At 51.7% G+C, this 21,608-nt stretch carries 21 protein-coding genes; 12 read left to right on the top strand and 9 right to left on the bottom strand.

What is annotated here, in order from left to right; translation table 11 throughout:
• Positions 1–196 precede the first annotated feature (196 nt).
• The 5 genes from mlaB to mlaF are packed head-to-tail and all read right to left on the bottom strand — an operon-like array spanning position 197 to position 3,311.
• Entirely contained in the window at positions 197–493 is a 297-nt protein-coding gene (gene mlaB, locus SK36_RS00385; protein ID WP_048220482.1) for a lipid asymmetry maintenance protein MlaB, read from the bottom strand.
• Positions 493–1,128 carry a phospholipid-binding protein MlaC gene (mlaC, locus tag SK36_RS00380; protein ID WP_045448067.1) on the bottom strand — a complete coding sequence of 212 codons (636 nt, stop codon included), beginning with the start codon at positions 1,126–1,128 and terminating at the stop codon, positions 493–495. Before mlaC ends, mlaB begins: the two co-directional genes overlap by 1 nt.
• An 18-nt stretch (positions 1,129–1,146) precedes the next feature.
• Positions 1,147–1,704 carry an outer membrane lipid asymmetry maintenance protein MlaD gene (mlaD, locus tag SK36_RS00375; RefSeq protein WP_045449803.1) on the bottom strand — a complete coding sequence of 186 codons (558 nt, stop codon included), beginning with the start codon at positions 1,702–1,704 and terminating at the stop codon, positions 1,147–1,149.
• Between the two features lie 4 nt (positions 1,705–1,708).
• On the bottom strand, positions 1,709–2,491 hold the full coding sequence (gene mlaE / locus SK36_RS00370; protein ID WP_045448070.1) for a lipid asymmetry maintenance ABC transporter permease subunit MlaE: 783 nt from the start codon (positions 2,489–2,491) through the stop codon (positions 1,709–1,711).
• 7 nt (positions 2,492–2,498) lie between these two features.
• Complete coding sequence (gene mlaF / locus SK36_RS00365; protein ID WP_045448073.1) at positions 2,499–3,311, bottom strand: phospholipid ABC transporter ATP-binding protein MlaF; 813 nt, start codon at positions 3,309–3,311, stop codon at positions 2,499–2,501.
• 214 nt (positions 3,312–3,525) lie between these two features.
• Here mlaF and SK36_RS00360 point away from each other — a divergent pair, with 214 nt between their 5' ends.
• From SK36_RS00360 to npr, 11 genes are all read left to right on the top strand, one after another.
• Positions 3,526–4,503, top strand: a complete 978-nt coding sequence (locus SK36_RS00360) for a calcium/sodium antiporter (RefSeq protein ID WP_045448076.1) — start codon at positions 3,526–3,528, stop codon at positions 4,501–4,503.
• A 13-nt stretch (positions 4,504–4,516) separates the two neighbouring features.
• Positions 4,517–5,503: an arabinose-5-phosphate isomerase KdsD gene (gene kdsD / locus SK36_RS00355; RefSeq protein WP_048220481.1), complete on the top strand. Its 987-nt coding sequence runs from the start codon at positions 4,517–4,519 to the stop codon at positions 5,501–5,503.
• 19 nt (positions 5,504–5,522) lie between these two features.
• Positions 5,523–6,089, top strand: a complete 567-nt coding sequence (gene kdsC, locus SK36_RS00350) for a 3-deoxy-manno-octulosonate-8-phosphatase KdsC (protein WP_045448081.1) — start codon at positions 5,523–5,525, stop codon at positions 6,087–6,089.
• A complete protein-coding gene (gene lptC / locus SK36_RS00345; protein WP_045448083.1) occupies positions 6,086–6,661 on the top strand; it encodes an LPS export ABC transporter periplasmic protein LptC in 576 nt (191 codons plus the stop codon). The genes kdsC and lptC overlap by 4 nt, the downstream gene beginning before the upstream one ends.
• Positions 6,630–7,184 carry a lipopolysaccharide ABC transporter substrate-binding protein LptA gene (lptA, locus tag SK36_RS00340; protein ID WP_045448086.1) on the top strand — a complete coding sequence of 185 codons (555 nt, stop codon included), beginning with the start codon at positions 6,630–6,632 and terminating at the stop codon, positions 7,182–7,184. The genes lptC and lptA overlap by 32 nt, the downstream gene beginning before the upstream one ends.
• Before the next feature lie 6 nt (positions 7,185–7,190).
• Positions 7,191–7,916, top strand: a complete 726-nt coding sequence (gene lptB / locus SK36_RS00335; protein ID WP_040234138.1) for an LPS export ABC transporter ATP-binding protein — start codon at positions 7,191–7,193, stop codon at positions 7,914–7,916.
• Between the two features lie 46 nt (positions 7,917–7,962).
• Complete coding sequence (gene rpoN, locus SK36_RS00330) at positions 7,963–9,396, top strand: RNA polymerase factor sigma-54 (RefSeq protein WP_045448089.1); 1,434 nt, start codon at positions 7,963–7,965, stop codon at positions 9,394–9,396.
• A gap of 22 nt (positions 9,397–9,418) precedes the next feature.
• Complete coding sequence (gene hpf, locus SK36_RS00325) at positions 9,419–9,706, top strand: ribosome hibernation promoting factor (RefSeq protein ID WP_005121327.1); 288 nt, start codon at positions 9,419–9,421, stop codon at positions 9,704–9,706.
• Between the two features lie 83 nt (positions 9,707–9,789).
• Entirely contained in the window at positions 9,790–10,281 is a 492-nt protein-coding gene (gene ptsN / locus SK36_RS00320; RefSeq protein WP_045448092.1) for a PTS IIA-like nitrogen regulatory protein PtsN, read from the top strand.
• A 45-nt stretch (positions 10,282–10,326) separates the two neighbouring features.
• Entirely contained in the window at positions 10,327–11,181 is an 855-nt protein-coding gene (rapZ, locus tag SK36_RS00315; RefSeq protein WP_003025085.1) for an RNase adapter RapZ, read from the top strand.
• Positions 11,178–11,450, top strand: a complete 273-nt coding sequence (npr, locus tag SK36_RS00310; protein ID WP_045448095.1) for a PTS phosphocarrier protein NPr — start codon at positions 11,178–11,180, stop codon at positions 11,448–11,450. Before rapZ ends, npr begins: the two co-directional genes overlap by 4 nt.
• Before the next feature lie 47 nt (positions 11,451–11,497).
• Here npr and mtgA read toward each other — a convergent pair whose 3' ends face one another.
• The 4 genes from mtgA to SK36_RS00290 form a co-directional block, all read right to left on the bottom strand.
• Positions 11,498–12,217: a monofunctional biosynthetic peptidoglycan transglycosylase gene (gene mtgA / locus SK36_RS00305; protein ID WP_048220480.1), complete on the bottom strand. Its 720-nt coding sequence runs from the start codon at positions 12,215–12,217 to the stop codon at positions 11,498–11,500.
• The gene (gene elbB / locus SK36_RS00300; RefSeq protein ID WP_045448101.1) at positions 12,214–12,867 is read right to left on the bottom strand and encodes an isoprenoid biosynthesis glyoxalase ElbB; all 654 of its coding nucleotides are present in this window, start codon (positions 12,865–12,867) and stop codon (positions 12,214–12,216) included. The genes mtgA and elbB overlap by 4 nt, the downstream gene beginning before the upstream one ends.
• Positions 12,868–13,096: 229 nt before the next feature.
• Positions 13,097–15,433: an aerobic respiration two-component sensor histidine kinase ArcB gene (arcB, locus tag SK36_RS00295; protein WP_045448104.1), complete on the bottom strand. Its 2,337-nt coding sequence runs from the start codon at positions 15,431–15,433 to the stop codon at positions 13,097–13,099.
• A 94-nt stretch (positions 15,434–15,527) separates the two neighbouring features.
• Positions 15,528–16,457 (bottom strand): tRNA modification radical SAM protein MnmL/YtqA, encoded by a 930-nt coding sequence (locus SK36_RS00290; RefSeq protein ID WP_136345577.1) that lies wholly within the window; start codon positions 16,455–16,457, stop codon positions 15,528–15,530.
• Between the two features lie 684 nt (positions 16,458–17,141).
• On the opposite strand from SK36_RS00290, the gene gltB reads away from it, so the two are divergent.
• Positions 17,142–21,602 (top strand): glutamate synthase large subunit, encoded by a 4,461-nt coding sequence (gene gltB, locus SK36_RS00285; RefSeq protein WP_136345578.1) that lies wholly within the window; start codon positions 17,142–17,144, stop codon positions 21,600–21,602.
• The last annotated feature ends 6 nt before the right edge of the window (positions 21,603–21,608 follow it).

Genomic DNA, 21,608 nt, shown 5'->3' with positions numbered 1-21,608 from the left:
ATCTTCATTCGTCAGATAGTGAAAACAGCCCAACATCTTAGAGCAAAGTTGCGCTGTCATAAATAAGCAAAAGGCCTGGCTGGTGGATCATGACCGCAAAATTACCGGATGGCGACGCTAACGGGTCTTATCAGGCCTACAGGATCAACGTGAATATGTAGGCCGGATAGGCGCTTACGCCACCATCCGGCATTGATTACAGGCGGGGAAGGACATCGTCGGGCAGATTGTAAAGCTGCGCCAGTGTGTAAACCTTTTCGTTAACACCGCTGAGCGAAACGCTATTTCCCTGCTGCTTGCCCTGGTCAATCAGGTGTAGCAATAATGCCAGTCCACCGGTATCAACCCGGGAAACCTGGCTCAGGTCAATGCAGGTTACCCCTTTCATCGCTTCAACACGCGCATCCCAGAGCGGATTTAGCACGTCCTGATCCAGTTCTCCCTTGAGTACCAGCTTGTCACCTTCACGCGCCCAGGTGAGTGACTGCGTCATTATTTTTTCTCTTCCAGAGTGATTTTCTGCTGAGAAATAGATTTCAGCTGCGCTGTCAGGCCATCGATACCTTTGGTACGCAACAGGTCACTCCACTCATTCTGTTTCGTGGTGATCATGCTGACGCCTTCGGCGATCATGTCATATGCCTGCCAGTTACCGGTCTGGGAATTTTTACGCCACTGGAAATCCAGGCGCACAGGAGGGCGGCCATTTGGATCGTTGATGGTCACGCGGATCGGCACGATGGTCGCATCGCCCAGTGGTTGTTCCGGGGCGATCTGATAGGTCTGGCCGTGATACATTGCCAGCGCCTGGCCATAGGCTTGCTTCAGGTACTCACGAAATGCAGTGAAATACGCGTCACGCTGCGCTGGCGTCGCATCTTTGTAATAACGGCCCAGTACCAGTGCTCCGGCATATTTTACCTGAACGTACGGCAGCAGTTCCTGATCGACGATAACGCGCAAGTATTCCGGATTAGAACGAATTTTTGGTTGCTCGTTTTTCAGACGGTCAAAAGTTTTCTGCGCCGCCTCATTCATCTGTTTGTAAGGATTAGTCTGATCCGCTGCATTTGCGGCGCTAAGTGGGGCAATAACCAGCATAGCCACCATCATCAATCGTTTAAACATACGTCGATTCTCCTGAGATTACTTCGTTGCGCCCGCAGGCGTAGTGGCTTCATTATTGCCTTCTGCCGCAGATGACGCATCGCCAGAATTCTTATTGTCATCACCTTTACTGTTGCTGTTGTAAAGGAACTGACCAATCATATCTTCCAGCACCATCGCGGATTTGGTGTCCTGAATCGTACCGCCATCTTTCAGGATAGACGTTCCCAGCTCAGGATCTTCAAAACCAACGTTCAGGGCCAGATACTGCTCACCCAACAGGCCGGAGGTACGGATACTCAGTGAACTGGTATCGGGAATATGGTTAAAGCGCTCTTCAATTTCCAGCGTTACACGTGGCAGGTACGTTTTCGGATCTAACGAAATGTCTGCAACGCGTCCAACCACTACCCCGCCAATCCGTACCGGAGAACGCTCTCTCAAGCCGCCGATATTATCAAAGGTCGCATAAATCGTGTAGGTCGGCTCGGTACGCATGGAAGTGACATTGGCTGCTTTCAGACAAACAAACAACGCCGCCAGCAGCGCAACCAGCAGGAATAACCCGACCCAAATCTCATTTTTTTTCGTTTGCATGAACTCAATTCCCAAACATCAATGCGGTCAGCACAAAATCCAGCCCCAAAACGGCAAGAGATGCGTGCACAACGGTGCGTGTCGTTGCCCGGCTAATGCCGGCAGAGGTCGGAATAGCATCATAACCATTGAACAATGCAATCCATGTGACCGTAATGGCGAACACCACGCTCTTAATCAAACAGTTGACCAGATCCAGACGCCAGTCGACGGCATTCTGCATCGCAGACCAGAAAAAGCCTGCGTCAATCCCCTTCCAGCTTACGCCAACCAGTGAGCCGCCCCAGATACCCACTGCGACAAAAATAATCGTCAGCAGCGGCAGCGAAATGACTCCAGCCCAAAAACGCGGAGAGATCACGCGGCGCAGTGGATCGACCGCCATCATTTCCATACTGGAAAGCTGCTCGGTCGCCCGCATCAGGCCGATTTCTGCGGTTAAGGCAGAGCCAGCTCGTCCGGCGAAAAGCAACGCCGCAACGACCGGCCCCAGCTCGCGCAGCAATGAAAGCGCCACGAGCATACCAAGGCTGGTTTCCGCGCTGTAAGTCGTCAGTACCAGATATCCCTGCAACCCCAGCACCATACCGATGAACACGCCAGAAACAATAATGATAAGCATCGATAAGACGCCGACATTATAGAGCTGACGGATCAGCAGCGGCGCATGTTTGCGAAACTCCGGCTTGCCGACTACCGCATTGAACAACATTAATCCGGCGCGCCCGAACGTCCGGAGGGTTTTTATCCCTCGATGCCCGAGTGATGCCAGCGCATTTAACAGCATGGGTGGCTTAACTCCCTGTTTTGAGTAAATCAGTGTGGTAATCGCCCGCCGGGTAGCGGAATGGAACCGGCCCATCGGCAATACCGTCAAGGAACTGGCGCACCCGCGGATCGGCATTTTCTTGTAGTGCCTGAGCACTACCGTAGGCCACTATTTTTTTGTCCGCCATAATATAGGCGTAATCCGCAATACTCAGTACCTCTGGCACATCATGAGACACCACTACACAGGTAACGCCCAGTACGCTGTTCAGCTCTGAAATCAGCTTCACCAACACGCCCATGGTAATGGGATCCTGACCGACAAACGGTTCATCAAACATGATGAGGTCTGGCTCCAGCGCGATAGCGCGTGCTAATGCCGCACGCCGCGCCATCCCACCAGATAATTCAGAAGGCATTAATTTTGCCGCACCGCGCAGGCCGACAGCCTCCAGTTTCATCATCACCGTGCTTCTCAGCAACGGCGCGGGTAACGTTGTATGCTCACGCAGGGGATAGGCAACGTTATCAAACACATTCATGTCGGTAAACAACGCACCTGACTGAAACAGCATGCTCATACGCTTACGCACGGTGTACAAACGCGAACGAGACATAGCAGGGACGTTCTCGCCATCAAAAAGTATCTCGCCGTTATCCGGGGGGATCTGTCCGCCAATCAAACGCAACAGCGTTGTTTTACCGATGCCTGATGGCCCCATGATCGCCGTTACCTTTCCGCGCGGCACCGTCAGGGAAATATTATCAAAAATGCAGCGATCGCCTCGGGAAAAGCTGACATCGCGCATATCGACTAGATTCGCCACAGACTGACCCATTGATTCATCCTTTACTATTGCCTCGTTGTTCGAAGAGTTTGGCGCTCAATTTAGCCCTGAACCCAACATATTTACAGATTATTACCCACCCTGGTTAGCGAAAGCTGGCATTTGTTTTACTTTTTAGCCGCATAAAGTCAAAATTAAGAATTCGTCACGGCTTCCAGAAGATCCTTCAGTGGACCGGCGAGTATACCTGAAGAAAGGACTTTAGATGCTTTTAGCGACGGCGCTGTTAATAATTGGTTTACTTCTGGTGGTCTACGGTGCCGACCGTATGGTGTTTGCCGCATCCATTTTATGCCGAACGTTTGGCATTCCCCCGATCATCATTGGGATGACAGTCGTCAGCATTGGTACATCATTACCTGAGATTATTGTCTCCGTTGCCGCATCGATGAATGGGCAGCTCGACTTAGCCGTCGGTACAGCTATCGGCTCCAACATCACCAACATTCTTCTCATTTTAGGCCTGTCAGCACTGATTCACCCTTTTACCGTGCATTCTGATGTTCTGCGTCGGGAATTACCGCTAATGTTGCTGGTGAGCATACTCGCTGCATCCGTACTGTATGACGGGCAACTAAGTCGCAGCGATGGTTTTTTTCTGCTGCTTCTTGCCGTGCTATGGCTGCTATTCATTGTTAAAATCGCGCGTCTGGCAGAGCGGCAAGGAAATGACAGCCTTACCCGGGAGCAAGTGGCGGAGCTGCCTCGCGAAGGCGGACTGCCCGTCGCATTTTTATGGTTGGGTATTGCGCTGATTATTATGCCGATGGCAACACGTATGGTGGTGGATAACGCCACTGTGCTGGCGAATTACTTTGCCATGAGCGAACTCACTATCGGTTTGACGGTGGTGGCCATTGGCACCAGCCTGCCTGAACTGGCAACGGCAATCGCAGGTCTGCGCAAGGGTGAAAACGATATCGCCGTTGGCAATATCATCGGCGCGAACATTTTTAATATTGTAATCGTCCTCGGACTGCCCGCACTGATCACACCGGGCGAGGTCAATCCGATGGCCTTCAGCCGTGATTATAGCGTCATGTTGCTGGTGAGCGTTATTTTTGCATTACTCTGCTGGCGACGTCCGCGCCAGATAAGTCGAGGCGCTGGTGCGCTATTGACTGGCGGTTTTATCATATGGCTGGCGATGCTGTATTGGTTATCGCCACTTCTCGTTGGATAACTGGAAACGCATTATGTCGCACTTAGAGTTGCAACCGGGTTTTGACTTTCAGCAAGCAGGTAAGGAAGTCCTGGCAATTGAACGTGAAGGCCTGGCGGAGCTTGATCAGTATATCAACCAGAATTTTACCCTCGCATGTGAAAAAATATTCGGTTGCCCGGGCAAAGTTGTGGTCATGGGGATGGGAAAATCTGGGCATATCGGGCGGAAAATGGCCGCCACTTTTGCCAGCACTGGCACCCCGTCATTTTTCGTACATCCTGGCGAAGCCGCGCATGGCGATCTGGGTATGGTATCGCCGCAAGACGTCGTGATCGCCATTTCTAACTCAGGCGAATCAAATGAGATTGCAGCGTTAATCCCGGTTCTAAAACGCCTTCACGTGCCGCTTATCTGCATGACCGGTCGTCCGGAAAGCAGCATGGCACGTGCGGCAGATGTGCATCTATGTGTTAAAGTGCCTAAGGAGGCCTGCCCGTTAGGTCTGGCACCGACCAGTAGTACAACCGCGACGCTGGTGATGGGTGATGCACTTGCTGTTGCATTATTAAAAGCTCGCGGCTTTACCGCAGAAGATTTTGCGTTATCTCACCCGGGTGGCGCATTGGGTCGTAAGCTTTTATTACGCGTTAACGATATTATGCATACGGGCGACGAGATCCCGCATGTGAACAAGCGCGCCAGCCTGCGTGATGCCTTACTTGAGATCACTCGTAAGAATCTCGGTATGACCGTCATCTGCGATGACAAAATGAAGATTGACGGCATCTTCACGGATGGCGACTTACGCCGTGTTTTTGATATGGGTGTCGATGTACGTCAGTTAGGCATTGCTGATGTCATGACACCTGGAGGCATTCGTGTGCGTCCAGGCATTCTTGCCGTTGATGCCCTGAACTTAATGCAGTCCCGCCATATCACTTCGGTAATGGTTGCTGATGGCGACCAGTTACTCGGTGTGTTACATATGCATGATCTGCTGCGTGCAGGCGTAGTGTAGAAATTCAAGGATAAAAGAAATGAGTAAAGCAGGTGCGTCGCTTGCGACCTGTTATGGACCCGTCAGCACTGAAGTCATCACCAGGGCAGAAAATATTCGTCTGCTCATCCTTGACGTGGATGGCGTTCTGTCTGACGGTCTGATTTATATGGGCAACAATGGCGAAGAGCTGAAAGCATTTAACGTTCGTGATGGCTACGGAATTCGTTGTGCGCTCACTTCAGGTATTGAGGTTGCCATTATTACCGGACGAAAGGCTAAACTTGTAGAAGATCGTTGTGCCACTCTGGGGATCGCTCATCTCTACCAGGGGCAATCTGACAAACTGGTCGCCTTTGACGACCTACTCAAGAAACTGGCGATTGCACCTGAAAATGTAGCGTACGTTGGCGACGATCTGATCGACTGGCCGGTGATGGAAAAAGTGGGATTAAGCGTAGCGGTAGCGGATGCACATCCTTTGCTGATCCCGCGTGCCGACTATGTCACCCACATCGACGGGGGGCGTGGCGCTGTACGTGAAGTCTGCGATTTATTACTCCTGGCGCAGGGCAAACTGGATGAGGCCAAAGGGCAATCGATATGAGCAAAACCAGACGTTGGGTTATCATTCTACTGTCGCTGGCTATCCTTGTGCTGATTGGTATTAACCTGGCAGACAAAGACGACACCACTGAAGTAGTGGTGAATAGCAATGAGCCAACCTATAAGAGCGAACATACCGATACCGTTGTATATAGCCCGGAAGGCGCACTAAGCTATCGCTTGATCGCTCAACACGTTGAATATTATTCAGATCAGGCTGTTTCGTGGTTTACTCAACCAGTATTAACCACATTTGATAAGGATAAAGTACCGACCTGGTCAATCAAGGCCGATAAAGCCAAATTAACCAATGATCGTATGCTCTATCTGTATGGCCACGTTGAAGTCAACGCGCTGGTTCCTGACTCTCAACTACGCAGAATTACTACCGATAACGCGCAGATTAACCTGGTGACGCAAGATGTTACTTCGGATGATCTGGTTACGTTGTACGGAACAACATTTAACTCCAGCGGACTGAAGATGCGCGGCAACTTACGCAGCAAGAACGCCGAGCTGATTGAAAAGGTTAGAACCTCATATGAAATTCAAAACAAACAAACTCAGCCTTAACCTTGTGCTTGCCAGCTCACTTCTGGCCGCCAGCATTCCGGCATTTGCCGTAACCGGCGATACCGAGCAACCGATCCACATTGAATCGGATCAACAATCCCTGGATATGCAGGGCAACGTGGTAACGTTTACCGGTAATGTGGTCGTGACCCAGGGCACCATCAAAATTAATGCCGATAAAGTCGTCGTGACCCGCCCCGGCGGTGAAGACGGTAAAGAAGTGATCGATGGTTATGGTAACCCGGCAACGTTTTACCAGATGCAGGATAACGGTAAACCCGTTAACGGCCACGCGTCACAAATGCACTATGAACTGGCAAAAGATTTCGTCGTGCTGACTGGCAAAGCTTATCTGGAGCAGGTAGACAGCAATATCTCCGGCGACAAAATAACCTATCTGGTTAAAGAGCAGAAAATGCAGGCCTTCAGTGATAAAGGCAAACGCGTCACCACTGTACTGGTGCCGTCACAACTGCAGGATAAAGGCAAAACCAAGGCTCCGGCAGAGAAAAAAGGTAACTGATTCGTTATGGCAACATTAACTGCAAAGAATCTTGCAAAAGCCTACAAAGGCCGCCGCGTAGTGGAAGATGTCAGTTTGACCGTCAACTCCGGGGAGATCGTTGGTCTGCTCGGCCCTAACGGTGCGGGTAAAACAACGACCTTTTACATGGTTGTCGGCATTGTGCCGCGCGATGCTGGCAACATCATCATTGATGATGAAGACATCAGCCTGCTGCCGCTGCATGCGCGCGCACGTCGCGGCATCGGCTACTTACCGCAGGAAGCCTCTATTTTTCGTCGCCTGAGCGTATTTGATAACCTGATGGCAGTGCTGCAAATTCGTGACGATCTTTCCAGTGAACAACGTGAAGATCGCGCCAACGAACTGATGGAAGAATTCCATATCGAACATCTGCGCGACAGCCTGGGGCAATCGCTGTCCGGCGGTGAACGGCGCCGTGTGGAAATCGCCCGTGCGCTGGCTGCAAATCCGAAATTTATCCTGCTGGATGAACCCTTTGCCGGCGTTGACCCGATTTCCGTTATTGATATCAAACGCATCATTGAACACCTGCGAGATAGCGGACTGGGCGTGCTGATTACCGACCATAACGTTCGCGAAACGCTGGCGGTCTGTGAGCGAGCCTACATTGTGAGCCAGGGGCATCTGATCGCACACGGTACGCCTACCGAAATACTGCAAGACGAACACGTTAAGCGCGTATACCTTGGGGAAGACTTCAGACTCTGATAGGGTAGAAGACTTCACGTTACCGCGGGAGAAAACAACTCTGAACATGAAGCAAGGTTTGCAACTCAGGCTTAGCCAACAACTGGCGATGACGCCTCAGCTTCAACAGGCTATCCGTCTGTTGCAGCTGTCCACGCTGGAACTTCAGCAAGAACTTCAGCAAGCGCTGGAAAGTAACCCACTGCTCGAGCAAACCGATCTTCACGACGAAATTGACACCCAGGAAAAACAGGACAGCGAATCTCTCGATACTGCAGATGCACTCGAACAAAAAGAGATGCCGGAAGAGCTACCGCTAGACACCAGTTGGGATGAAATTTACACCGCGGGTACGCCGTCTGGGGCCAGCGGGGATTACATTGACGACGAACTGCCGGTGTATCAGGGTGAAACCACGCAATCGCTACAAGATTATCTAATGTGGCAAGTGGAGCTGACTCCATTTTCGGATACCGATCGCGCCATTGCGACGTCAATTGTAGACGCGGTGGATGATACAGGGTATCTCACGGTTTCTCTGGACGAAATTCTCGAAAGCATGGGCGATGATGACATCGGTATGGATGAAATCGAGGCCGTGCTTAAACGCGTTCAACGTTTTGATCCTGTTGGTGTTGCGGCAAAAGATCTCCGTGACTGCTTACTGATCCAACTTTCGCAGTTTGACAAAGCCACACCATGGCTGGAAGAAACTCGCCTGATCATCAGCGATCATCTTGATCTGCTCGCCAATCACGACTTCCGCACGCTGATGCGCGTGACCCGACTGAAAGAAGATGTACTGAAAGAGGCTGTAAATCTTATCCAGTCGCTCGACCCAAGACCCGGACAGTCGATCCAGACGGGTGAACCGGAATACGTGATCCCGGATGTGCTGGTACGTAAGCATAACGATCGCTGGGTCGTCGAACTGAACAGCGACAGCATTCCGCGCTTACAAATCAACCAGCACTACGCCGCCATGTGTAACGGTGCGCGTAACGATGCAGACAGCCAGTTTATCCGTAGTAATCTGCAGGATGCGAAGTGGCTGATAAAAAGCCTGGAAAGCCGTAATGACACACTGTTGCGCGTCAGTCGCTGTATTGTTGAGCAACAGCAAGCCTTCTTTGAACAAGGCGAAGAGTTTATGAAACCGATGGTGCTGGCGGATATCGCCCAGGCCGTCGAGATGCACGAATCGACCATTTCCCGAGTGACCACGCAAAAATACCTGCACAGTCCGCGCGGCATTTTTGAATTGAAGTATTTCTTCTCCAGTCACGTAAATACTGAAGGTGGAGGCGAAGCCTCTTCTACAGCGATACGCGCGCTGGTGAAGAAATTAATTGCTGCGGAGAACCCTGCGAAACCGCTGAGTGACAGCAAGTTAACCTCTATGCTGTCAGAACAGGGTATCATGGTGGCGCGCCGCACCGTTGCGAAGTACCGAGAGTCTTTATCCATTCCGCCGTCTAACCAGCGCAAACAACTGGTCTGACCCAACCGATAAGGAAGACACTATGCAGCTCAACATCACTGGAAATAACGTCGAAATTACTGAAGCCCTGCGCGACTTTGTTACCACAAAGTTCGCCAAACTTGAGCAATATTTCGACAGGATTAATCAGGTTTATATTGTGTTGAAAGTGGAGAAGGTTACACACATCTCGGATGCAACACTGCATGTGAACGGTGGCGAAATTCATGCCAGCGCGGAAGGTCAGGATATGTACGCCGCCATTGACGGTTTAATTGATAAACTGGCTCGGCAGCTAACAAAACATAAAGATAAACTGAAACAGCACTAACTTGTCCGGGCAGTTAGCGGGTGCAGGACGGCCTGTTGTGAAGCACAACAGGCCATTTGTACAGTTAGCGCTTAGGTGAAATTATGACAAATAACGATACGACTCTACAACTGAGCAATGTTCTTAACCAGGAATGTACACGCGCGGCCGTTCACTGCCAAAGTAAGAAACGCGCACTGGAAATCATTAGCGAACTGGCGGCAAAGCAGCTCAGCTTGCCTCCTCAGGTGGTGTTTGAAGCCATTCTGACGCGTGAGAAAATGGGCAGTACCGGCATCGGCAATGGTATTGCAATTCCGCACGGTAAGCTGGAAGAAGATACGTTACGTGCGGTCGGCGTGTTTGTTCAACTCGAAACCCCCATCGCTTTCGACGCCATTGATAATCAGCCTGTTGATCTGCTTTTCGCTCTGCTGGTCCCTGCCGATCAAACCAAAACGCATTTGCATACGCTGTCACTGGTTGCAAAACGCCTGGCAGATAAAACCATCTGTCGTCGCCTGCGCGCCGCACAAAGCGACCAGGAGTTGTATCAAATCATCACGGACACCGAAGGTGAACAGGATGAAGCATAATAACCCAATGGCATCTTTTTCTGTCGTTGTGAGGAGAAACAGTACATGGTACTGATGATCGTCAGCGGTCGCTCAGGGTCGGGAAAATCTGTCGCCCTGCGAGCGCTGGAAGATATGGGTTTTTACTGCGTGGATAACCTCCCCGTCGTGTTGTTGCCCGATCTGGCTAGAACGCTTGCCGATCGCCAAATTTCTGCGGCTGTCAGCATTGATGTGCGTAACATGCCTGAGTCACCAGAGATTTTCGAACAGGCGATGAATAACCTGCCAGAGGGCTTCTCACCGCAGCTGTTGTTCCTTGATGCTGACCGTAACACGCTGATTCGCCGCTACAGCGATACGCGACGTCTGCACCCGCTCTCCAGCAAAAACTTATCTCTGGAAAGCGCGATTGATAAAGAAAGTGATTTACTGGAACCACTGCGTTCCCGCGCAGACTTGATCGTTGATACCTCGGAAATGTCCGTGCACGAACTGGCGGAAATGTTACGTACCCGACTGTTGGGTAAACGTGAACGTGAACTGACGATGGTATTCGAGTCCTTTGGTTTCAAACACGGTATCCCAATAGATGCGGATTACGTCTTTGATGTGCGATTCCTGCCTAACCCACACTGGGATCCAAAACTACGTCCGATGACCGGTCTTGACAGGCCTGTCGCCGCCTTCCTCGATCGACACACAGAAGTACACAATTTTATCTACCAGACTCGCAGCTATCTTGAGCTATGGTTACCCATGCTGGAGACGAACAACCGCAGCTACCTCACCGTAGCCATCGGCTGTACCGGCGGGAAGCACCGTTCGGTGTATATTGCAGAGCAACTGGCAGACTACTTCCGCTCACGCGGTAAAAACGTACAGTCACGCCATCGTACGCTGGAAAAACGTAAATCATGACCGTGAAGCAAACTGTTGAAATCACGAATAAGCTGGGCATGCATGCCCGGCCCGCAATGAAACTGTTTGAATTAATGCAGGGTTTTGAAGCAGAAGTACTGCTACGTAATGATGAAGGAACGGAAGCCGAAGCAAACAGCGTTATCGCATTGCTAATGCTGGATTCCGCCAAAGGCCGTCAGATAGAGATTGAAGCCTCTGGCCCACAGGAAGTTGAAGCCCTTGCAGCGGTTATTGCGTTGTTTAATTCAGGGTTTGACGAAGAGTAGTCCGGAAGGTCGGATAAGGCGTTTACACCACCATCCGACACCACCGATTAATACAGCTTATTTTCCCGCATAAACGACTCACCGCCAAGCTGGCGCATTTGACGCATGATCCACGCCTGACGGCTACGAACATAGCCTGACGGTGCATTCGCCTTAAAACGCAGAGGATTTGGCAATACCGCCGCCAGTAATGCCGCTTCTGACAGACTCAACCGGCTGGCGGGCTTATGGAAATACCGCTGCGCCGCCGCTTCCACGCCAAATACACCATCGCCAAACTCAGCAATATTCAGATAGACGGTCAGAATACGTTTCTTGCTCCAGACTGTTTCCATACCCAGCGTCAGACCAGCCTCCAGACCTTTACGCACCCAGCTACGCCCATCCCACAGAAAAAGATTTTTTGCCGTCTGCTGCGACAACGTCGACGCGCCGCGAATACGCTTTTCGTTACGTTCGTTGTGCTCCAGCGCTTTCTCTATGGCGGAGACATCAAATCCCCAGTGTTCGGGAAATTTTTGGTCCTCGGCTGCAATCACCGCCAGCCCCATCAGTGGCGATATATCGTCCATGCTGACCCAGTCTGAATGCGCCACATAGCTGAAATGTCCCTGTAACCATGCTCCAAGCTGCCGCTCGACCATCACTGCCGAGAAAGGCACTGGCACCACGCTAAATAGCGCGATGCCGCCGCCCCAAAAAACGGCGAGGACAACAACCACCCGCAGAAAAATACGCCGCAAAAAGGCGGCGACCCCTTTTCTCATTCAGCCAGCACCAGCACACGCGCCACCAGCTTATCGATACCGCTTGCGGCCTGGGCTATATCCTGCGCCAGCATATAAGCCGGTGTAGTGACGATTTTGTTGTCTTCATCGACCACGATATCATCAACCGGACAAGGCACATGTTCGCCCCCCATATCTTCCAGCACTTCCGCGGTGTCAATATCGGTGCCAATTGTCAGACGCAGTGGGAAATCAAAGATTTTTGGCAGCATCGCCGGAGCAATACACATAAATCCCAGCGGTTTTCCTGACTGATGCATAGCGACCGCCAGCGCGGCCAAATCGCTATCAACCCGACATTCGCTGCCCTGGCTGGCAAAATTACTCAGATTCTTCGCCGCGCCAAACCCACCAGGAACAATCAGCGCATCAAGTTCAGCAGAAACAGCCTGGGCCAGAGGACGGATATCACCCCGCGCAATACGTGCTGCTTCAATCAGGACGTTGCGTGCTTCCTGCATCGGCTCACCCGTCAGATGATTAATGACATCCACCTGCTGTTTATCCGGTGCAAAACAGATAGCCTGAGCACCGCTGCGAGCTATCGCCAGAAGGGTTAGCACGGCTTCATGGATCTCTGAACCGTCATATACACCACATCCACTGAGCACAACGCCAACTTTTTTCATCGAGATACTCCTTTCGCAACTGACTGAAGCATATTAATAATTCTTATTAAAATGCTACGCTTCACACATTTAACTGATTCATGTAACAAATTATTTAAGATTTGCTATCTTAACTGCGTGTGGCCTGAAATTTAGGGCTGCGCCCTTGTAAACAATGATAATAATTTACGGCGCAGCCACGATTTCCCTGGTGTTGGCGCAGTATTCGCGCACCCCGGTTAAGCCGGGGTCATTTTTTTTCCACGCTCGCTACCCAGGCTCTTAATACCGCCACGTCGTGTTGCCACTCTTGCTTCATCTCTTCAATCCATTCAGCCACGTTATCTTCCCAGGCAGGAAGATCTGGTGATTGAATTTGCTGTCCCAGTTGCTGCAGATGTCGCAGGCCAACCGATCCCGCAGCACCTTTGATTTTGTGGCCTTCTTCAACAACGCCTTTTTTATCACGCGCAGTCAGATTGGACTCCAGGACGCTCAAATATCCCGGCATCATCTTCTCAAACACCGCCAGCCCATCGGTAATCAACTTCGGTCCCACCAGCTCGAGGTATTGTTCCAACATGGGAATATCTAACAGCGCTTGCGATTTACTGCTTTCTTCAGATGTCACAGTGCTCTCCTCTTTGTTTCGGGTATCCCAGTATTTTTTGATCATGGCGGTTAACGCCGGAACCGATAATGGCTTACTCAGCACGTCATCCATTCCCGCATCAAGATATTCTTTCTTATCCTTCAGTACGTTGGCAGTAAGCGCCACCAGCGGCGGCAGGTCTTCACGCGCGTATTTTTGGGTAAGCTCTCTGGAGATATCCAGCCCCGTCATATCCGGCAACTGAATATCCAGCAGTACCAGGTCGTATTCCCCCGGCTTGAACATTTCCAGCGCAGCTTTCCCGGTCATCGCGACATCCACGCTGTTGCCTAGTTTTTCCAGCACTGAACGCGCAACAATCACATTCAGTTCAATATCCTCTACCAGCAACACATTCAGAGCTGGCAACGGCATATCATCCTCTTCAAAGGCGTCTTCAATCTCTTCCGCTACGGCAGGCGCATGAACGGTTAGCGTAAAGACTGAACCTTTTCCTGGCTGGCTGGAGACCGTGATATCCCCCCCCATATTCTTCGCCAGACGGCGGGATACCGCGAGACCAATCCCGGTACCTGTTGCCGGTTTACCACCGTTACTGTCTTTCACCTGATAATACATGGCGAAGATCTTATCCTGCTCATCCTGCGGAATACCGATCCCGGAATCTTCAACTTCAAAATGCAGAATACTTCCTTCGTCATAACGCGCCCGAACGGTGACCTGTCCTTGCTGGGTGAACTTCACGGCATTACTGATCAGGTTCCACAGGATCTGACGTAAACGCGTCCCGTCTGTGATGACCTTATGCGGCAGAGGCAACGTCGGTTCCAGGACAAAGCGTAGCCCTTTTTGTTGCGCCTGAAGGCCTGACAGGTTTTCCAGATCCGCCATAAAGCTGGTGAAATCAATCGGCTGGTTATCCAGTTGGACTTTACGCCGTTCCATCTTATCCATGTCGATAATATCGTTGAAAATATTACCCAACGTGACGGCAGAAACGTGGATGGTTTTGAGGTATTTTTCCTGCTCGGCGGTCAGATCTGTATCCAGCAGGATCCGGCTTAAACCGACAATGCCGTTCAGTGGTGTTCTCAGCTCGTGGCTGATAGTCGAAATGAAGGTGGTCTTATCGCGACTGGCACGCTCAAGTGCGTCCTGATAACGCTTACGCTCGGTAATATCGCGCCCAAAGCCCATCAGACCATGTCGCTTACCAACTCGGTCGTAATAAGGCACTTTACGAATTTCAAAGCAGGCTTTACGTCCGTCCGGATAATCCAGCCATTGTTCATAAGTGAGCGAAACATTATGGCGGAACACTTTCTCATCAGTTTCGATAACCTTCTCTGCCGCCTCAGGGGAATAAACGTCAGCCGGTTTTAAATTTACCAGTTGCTTTTCACTCTTGCCGGTCAGCAATTCCATCGCACGGTTACAGCCGGAAAATTCTTTATCCTCATTGCGATAAAAAACCAGATCCGGCGACGCATCGAGGAAAGAACGCAGAAAAGAGGACTGTTGTTCAAGCTGGATCTGCGCTTCTTCGCGCTCTTTAATTTCCACCTTAAGCTGCTCAAACGTTTCCTGGCGCTCCGCTTCTGCCTTTTCACGTTCTACGATCTGCTGATTGAGCTGAGCAATATTGTCCTTCAGTTGTACATTAAGCTTGAGATCGCGCTCACGCATCTCTTCCAGCTTCTGTACCAGTCGTGACAGGCGCTGTCGGGACTCCTCCAGTTGTTCCACTACCACTGACAGGAAATAGACGGCCCACGGGGTAATTAACAGACCAAAAAAGATTGAACGGATAACATCAATACTTTCTACCTGACCATGCAGCACCATGGTGACAGCCATCTGCACCACAATTGCCAACACGACCAAAGCCAGCGCCAATAGCAGCGAAAAGCGCACCAGACCTAACTTCATCATCAGGTCGACATAATATTGCGCCAGCATACGAATTTGCTTCATAGAGGGTTCCTTCACGACAACTTGGCACAATAATACTCAATTCTCAGCGCGACGTTTAAGATTGTGCCAAAAATGCGTAGTTTCCCTCATCGCGCTACACTGCCGGCGGGTTCCAGGGCCGTCCCAGAGCTGACCCCTGTACGCCATATTCGTTAAGGTACTTATCCAGTTCGACCATCCCGGTCCAGCGATTTTCACACCATAATGGGGCTAATAACGTCGGGCGACGGGCGCTGGCAGAAATTCGGTGATAGATAACCTCTGGCGGAGTGTGGCGAATCATCTCTCCCGCCGTCACTGTGTAATCACCCAGCTCAATACCGCTCAGGCGCCCGGCCTCCCAGGCTTTCGCCATAATGCTGCCCTTCACGATATGCAGGGGATGCAGCTTAATTCCATCGACTCCGGTATCCACCACGCGTTCCAGCGTTTGCAGACATTCCATTTGCCCTTCTCCCGGCAGACCGACAATAAGGTGCGAACACACTTTCAACCCACGTTCACGCGCTAACTGAGTGGTTCGCTGATAGCAGGAAAAATCATGTCCACGATTGATGCGGTGCAGGGTTTTATCATGCGCAGTTTGCAACCCCAGCTCCAGCCACACCTCATATCCCTGATCGTTATATTCGCAAAGCAGATCAAGCACCGCTTCCGGAACACAATCGGGGCGCGTCCCAACGCACAGACCAACAATATTGGCCTGACTGACCGCCTGCTGATACATAGAACGCAGCACCTGCACTTCCGCAAAGGTGCTGGTATAGGCCTGGAAATAGGCCAGATAGCGATTAGCGCGATTCACCAGGTGCGCCTGATGTTCAAGCTGTTCGGCAATGGAATGATGCTGTTGGGCCTCATCGGCAAAAGAGGCCACATTACAGAAAGTACATCCACCGCGTCCGATGGTACCATCGCGATTTGGGCAGCTAAACCCACCGTGCAGCGTGAGTTTATGAACTTTTTGCCCATAACGACGAGAAAGATCCCCACCAAACATATTGACTAATTTCTGTAACTGCATAATCTGATAGACCGCGCCTTGAAAAGAGGCCAAAGCCTGCCATTTTTAGCCCCCGTTGGCGATGACCTGGATCAATCGCCCTGGCGTGCCTTTATTTATTGCATAACAAATCAAAATAACCGAAATTTCATTCAATCCAAATGTAATTATTTTTCCTTATATCCCGCTATTTTTTTTATGTTCTTTTAGCTCTTGTATAAAAAAAGTATCTTTAAGACGCCAAAACTCTAAAATCCAGCATAAAATGCCAGTCATCACGATAAACAAAGGGAGGACGAGGGATAACAGGCCTTTCTGACAGTGAGACAGATCACACTTCACCATCCATTCCACACACGTTAAATCAATGTAAAAACGCCTTTAATTTCAATATATTCATAAAGTTAATCTTCCTATAGCACATTTTTGTATAAATAAGATTGCCATTTGACCTGTGTGTGGATTCCCGATAACTTGGAAATCCGCTGGAAGCTTTCTGGATGAGCAGTCTGCTCATCATATTTATGCAGTAATTGAGATTCCCTCTGAAGCAAGTCCTCAAACTTGTTTGACCTGTGCGAAAAGGATAAAGAGGGCGAATGCGAGGTAAGCGTATGACACGCAAACCCCGTCGCCATGCTCTTGGTGTGCCCGTGCGCAACGGTTCAGATGGGGATCTCGCAGAGCCTGGGGAGGTTCACTGATATGTTGTACGATAAATCCCTTGAGAAGGATAACTGTGGTTTCGGCCTGATCGCCCACATAGAAGGCGAACCTAGCCACAAGGTAGTGCGTACCGCCATACACGCGCTGGCCCGTATGCAGCACCGTGGCGCAATTCTTGCCGATGGTAAAACCGGCGATGGTTGCGGCCTGCTGTTACAAAAACCTGACCGTTTTTTTCGTATCGTTGCTCAGGAGCGCGGCTGGCGTTTAGCCAAAAACTACGCCGTCGGCATGATCTTTTTAAATAAAGACGCTGAACTGGCGGCTGCATCTCGTCGCATTGTTGAAGAAGAATTACAGCAGGAAACCTTGTCGATTGTTGGTTGGCGCGAAGTACCCACCAACGAAGGTGTCCTCGGTGAAATCGCCCTCTCCTCCCTGCCTCGAATTGAGCAAATTTTTGTTAACGCCCCTGCGGGCTGGCGACCACGTGATATGGAACGCCGCCTGTTCATCGCGCGTCGCCGTATCGAAAAACGCCTCCAGGAAGATAAAGACTTCTACGTCTGCAGCTTGTCTAACCTGGTCAACATCTACAAAGGTCTGTGTATGCCGGCGGACCTGCCGCGCTTTTACCTGGACCTGGCGGACCTGCGTCTGGAATCAGCTATCTGTCTGTTCCATCAGCGCTTCTCCACCAACACCGTACCACGCTGGCCGCTGGCGCAACCGTTCCGCTACCTGGCGCACAACGGTGAGATCAACACCATCACCGGTAACCGTCAGTGGGCCCGCGCACGTACCTATAAATTTCAGACGCCGCTGATCCCTGATCTCCATGATGCCGCTCCTTTCGTCAACGAAACCGGCTCCGACTCCAGCTCAATGGACAACATGCTGGAGCTGCTTCTGGCAGGCGGCATGGACATTATCCGGGCCATGCGCCTGCTGGTGCCACCAGCCTGGCAGAACAACCCTGACATGGACCCGGAACTGCGCGCATTCTTTGACTTTAACTCCATGCACATGGAGCCATGGGATGGTCCGGCAGGTATTGTTATGTCTGACGGCCGCTTTGCCGCATGTAACCTGGACCGTAACGGCCTGCGCCCGGCACGCTACGTGATCACCAAAGACAAGCTCATCACCTGCGCCTCTGAAGTGGGGATTTGGGACTATCAGCCGGATGAAGTTGTCGAGAAAGGCCGCGTCGGTCCGGGCGAACTAATGGTTATCGATACCCGCAGTGGGCGCATTCTGCACTCAGCCGAAACCGATGACGATCTAAAAAGCCGCCACCCGTACAAAGAGTGGATGGAGAAAAATGTCCGCCGTCTGGTACCGTTTGAAGATCTGGCTGACGATCAGGTCGGTAGCCGCGAGCTGGACGATGACACCCTTGCCAGCTACCAGAAGCAGTTTAATTACAACGCTGAAGAGCTGGATTCCGTCATCCGCGTGCTGGGTGAAAATGGTCAGGAAGCGGTTGGCTCAATGGGTGACGATACCCCGTTTGCTGTACTCTCCAGTCAGCCACGCATTATTTATGACTACTTCCGCCAGCAGTTTGCGCAGGTGACTAACCCGCCTATCGATCCGCTGCGTGAAGCGCATGTGATGTCACTGGCCACCAGCATCGGTCGTGAGATGAACGTCTTCTGCGAAGCGGAAGGCCAGGCTCACCGTCTGAGTTTCAAATCGCCGATCCTGCTGTACTCCGATTTCAAACAGCTCACCACTATGAAAGAGGAACACTATCGCGCGGATACGCTGGACATAACCTTTGACGTGACTGAAACCACGCTTGAAGAGACCGTCAAAGCACTGTGCGACAAGGCCGAGCAGATGGTGCGTAACGGCACGGTGCTGCTGGTACTTTCCGACCGTAACATTGCCAAAAACCGCTTGCCAGTCCCGGCACCAATGGCGGTCGGCGCAGTGCAAACGCGTCTGGTAGAACAAAGCCTGCGCTGTGACGCCAACATCATCGTTGAAACTGCCAGCGTACGCGATCCGCACCACTTTGCAGTCCTGTTGGGCTTTGGCGCGACGGCGGTCTATCCATACCTCGCGTATGAGACGCTGGGGCGCCTGATCGATACGCAGGCGATAGCCAAAGATTACCGGACCGTGATGCAGAACTACCGTAACGGCATCAACAAAGGCCTGTACAAAATCATGTCCAAAATGGGCATTTCGACGATCGCCTCTTACCGCTGCTCTAAGCTGTTTGAAGCCGTTGGTCTGCATGATGACGTCGTTGCGCTCTGCTTCCAGGGCGTAGTCAGTCGCATCAGCGGTGCTGGATTTGCCGATTTCCAGCAGGATCTGCTGAATCTCTCCAAGCATGCCTGGCTGGCACGTAAACCGATTAGTCAGGGCGGCCTGCTGAAGTACGTTCACGGCGGTGAATACCACGCTTACAACCCAGACGTGGTACGTACTCTGCAACAGGCGGTACAAAGCGGGGAATATAGCGACTATCAGGAATATGCAAAACTTGTAAATGAGCGCCCGGCGGCAACGCTGCGCGACCTGCTGGCAATCACGCCTGGTGATGAAGCCATAAGCATTAACGACGTAGAACCAGCAACAGAACTGTTTAAACGCTTTGATACCGCAGCGATGTCTATCGGCGCATTAAGTCCGGAAGCGCACGAAGCGTTGGCCGAAGCAATGAACAGCATCGGCGGCAACTCTAACTCCGGTGAAGGCGGTGAAGATCCGGCGCGTTACGGCACCAACAAGGTGTCACGCATTAAGCAGGTCGCTTCCGGCCGCTTCGGAGTTACCCCGGCGTATCTGGTTAACGCCGATGTGATTCAGATTAAAGTCGCACAGGGCGCGAAGCCGGGTGAAGGTGGTCAGTTGCCGGGTGATAAAGTGACTCCGTACATCGCCAAACTGCGTTATTCGGTACCGGGCGTGACGTTGATCTCCCCGCCGCCGCACCACGATATCTACTCAATCGAGGACTTAGCGCAGCTGATTTTCGACCTGAAACAGGTCAACCCGAAAGCGATGATCTCCGTCAAACTGGTTTCCGAACCTGGCGTCGGCACCATCGCTACCGGTGTGGCAAAAGCGTATGCGGATCTCATCACCATCGCAGGCTATGACGGCGGCACCGGAGCCAGCCCACTCTCGTCAGTAAAATATGCGGGTTGTCCGTGGGAACTGGGTCTGGTTGAAACCCAACAGGCACTGGTGGCTAACGGTCTGCGCCATAAGATTCGTTTGCAGGTTGATGGCGGACTGAAAACTGGCGTCGATATCATCAAAGCGGCAATTCTGGGAGCGGAAAGCTTCGGCTTCGGTACCGGTCCGATGGTGGCGCTGGGCTGTAAATATCTGCGTATTTGCCACCTGAACAACTGCGCAACTGGCGTGGCGACTCAGGACGAAAAACTGCGTAAGAATCACTATCATGGTCTGCCGTTCAAAGTCACCAACTACTTTGAATTTGTTGCCCGTGAAACCCGAGAGCTGATGGCGCAACTGGGCGTGAAACGCCTGGTAGACCTGATTGGCCGTACCGATCTGCTCACCGAGCTGGAAGGATACACCGCCAAACAGCAGAAACTGGAGCTGTCCCGGCTGCTGGAAACCGCCGAGCCGCATCCGGGTAAAGCGCTGTTCTGCACCGAGAACAACCCGCCGTTTGATAACGGCGTGCTGAACGCACAATTACTGCAGCAGGCGAAACCGTTTGTCGATGATCGCCAGAGTAAAACTTTCTGGTTCGATATCCGCAACACCGATCGTTCTGTCGGCGCATCATTGTCTGGCTATATCGCACAAACGCACGGCGATCAGGGGCTGGCCTCCGATCCTATCAAAGCGCATTTCAGCGGTACTGCAGGACAAAGCTTCGGTGTATGGAACGCAGGTGGCGTTGAGTTGTATCTGACCGGCGATGCCAATGACTATGTCGGTAAAGGTATGGCGGGTGGCTTGCTGGCTGTGCGCCCACCGGTGGGGTCTGCCTTCCGTAGCCATGAAGCAAGTATCATCGGCAACACCTGTCTGTACGGTGCTACCGGTGGTCGTTTATTCGCCGCGGGTCGAGCAGGTGAACGATTCGCCGTACGTAACTCAGGCGCGATTACCGTAGTAGAAGGCATTGGTGACAACGGTTGCGAATATATGACCGGCGGCATCGTCTGTATTCTTGGGAAAACAGGCGTCAACTTCGGTGCGGGTATGACGGGCGGGTTCGCCTACGTGCTGGACGAAGACGGCGAATTCCGCAAACGCGTAAACCCTGAACTGGTCGAAGTGTTGAGTGTGGACTCTCTGGCTATCCATGAAGAGCATCTGCGCGGGCTTATTACCGAACACGTACAGCATACCGGTTCTTCACACGGCGAAGAGATCCTGGCCAACTGGCCGGCATTCTCGGCGAAATTCGCGCTGGTTAAACCAAAATCCAGTGATGTGAAAGCACTGTTGGGTCACCGTAGTCGTAGCGCAGCTGAGCTGCGTGTGCAGGCGCAGTAAGGGGTA

This window comes from Citrobacter sp. MGH106 (assembly GCF_001037495.1).
GTDB lineage: Bacteria > Pseudomonadota > Gammaproteobacteria > Enterobacterales > Enterobacteriaceae > Citrobacter > Citrobacter murliniae.
This window is presented reverse-complemented; position numbering and strand designations above follow the sequence as displayed.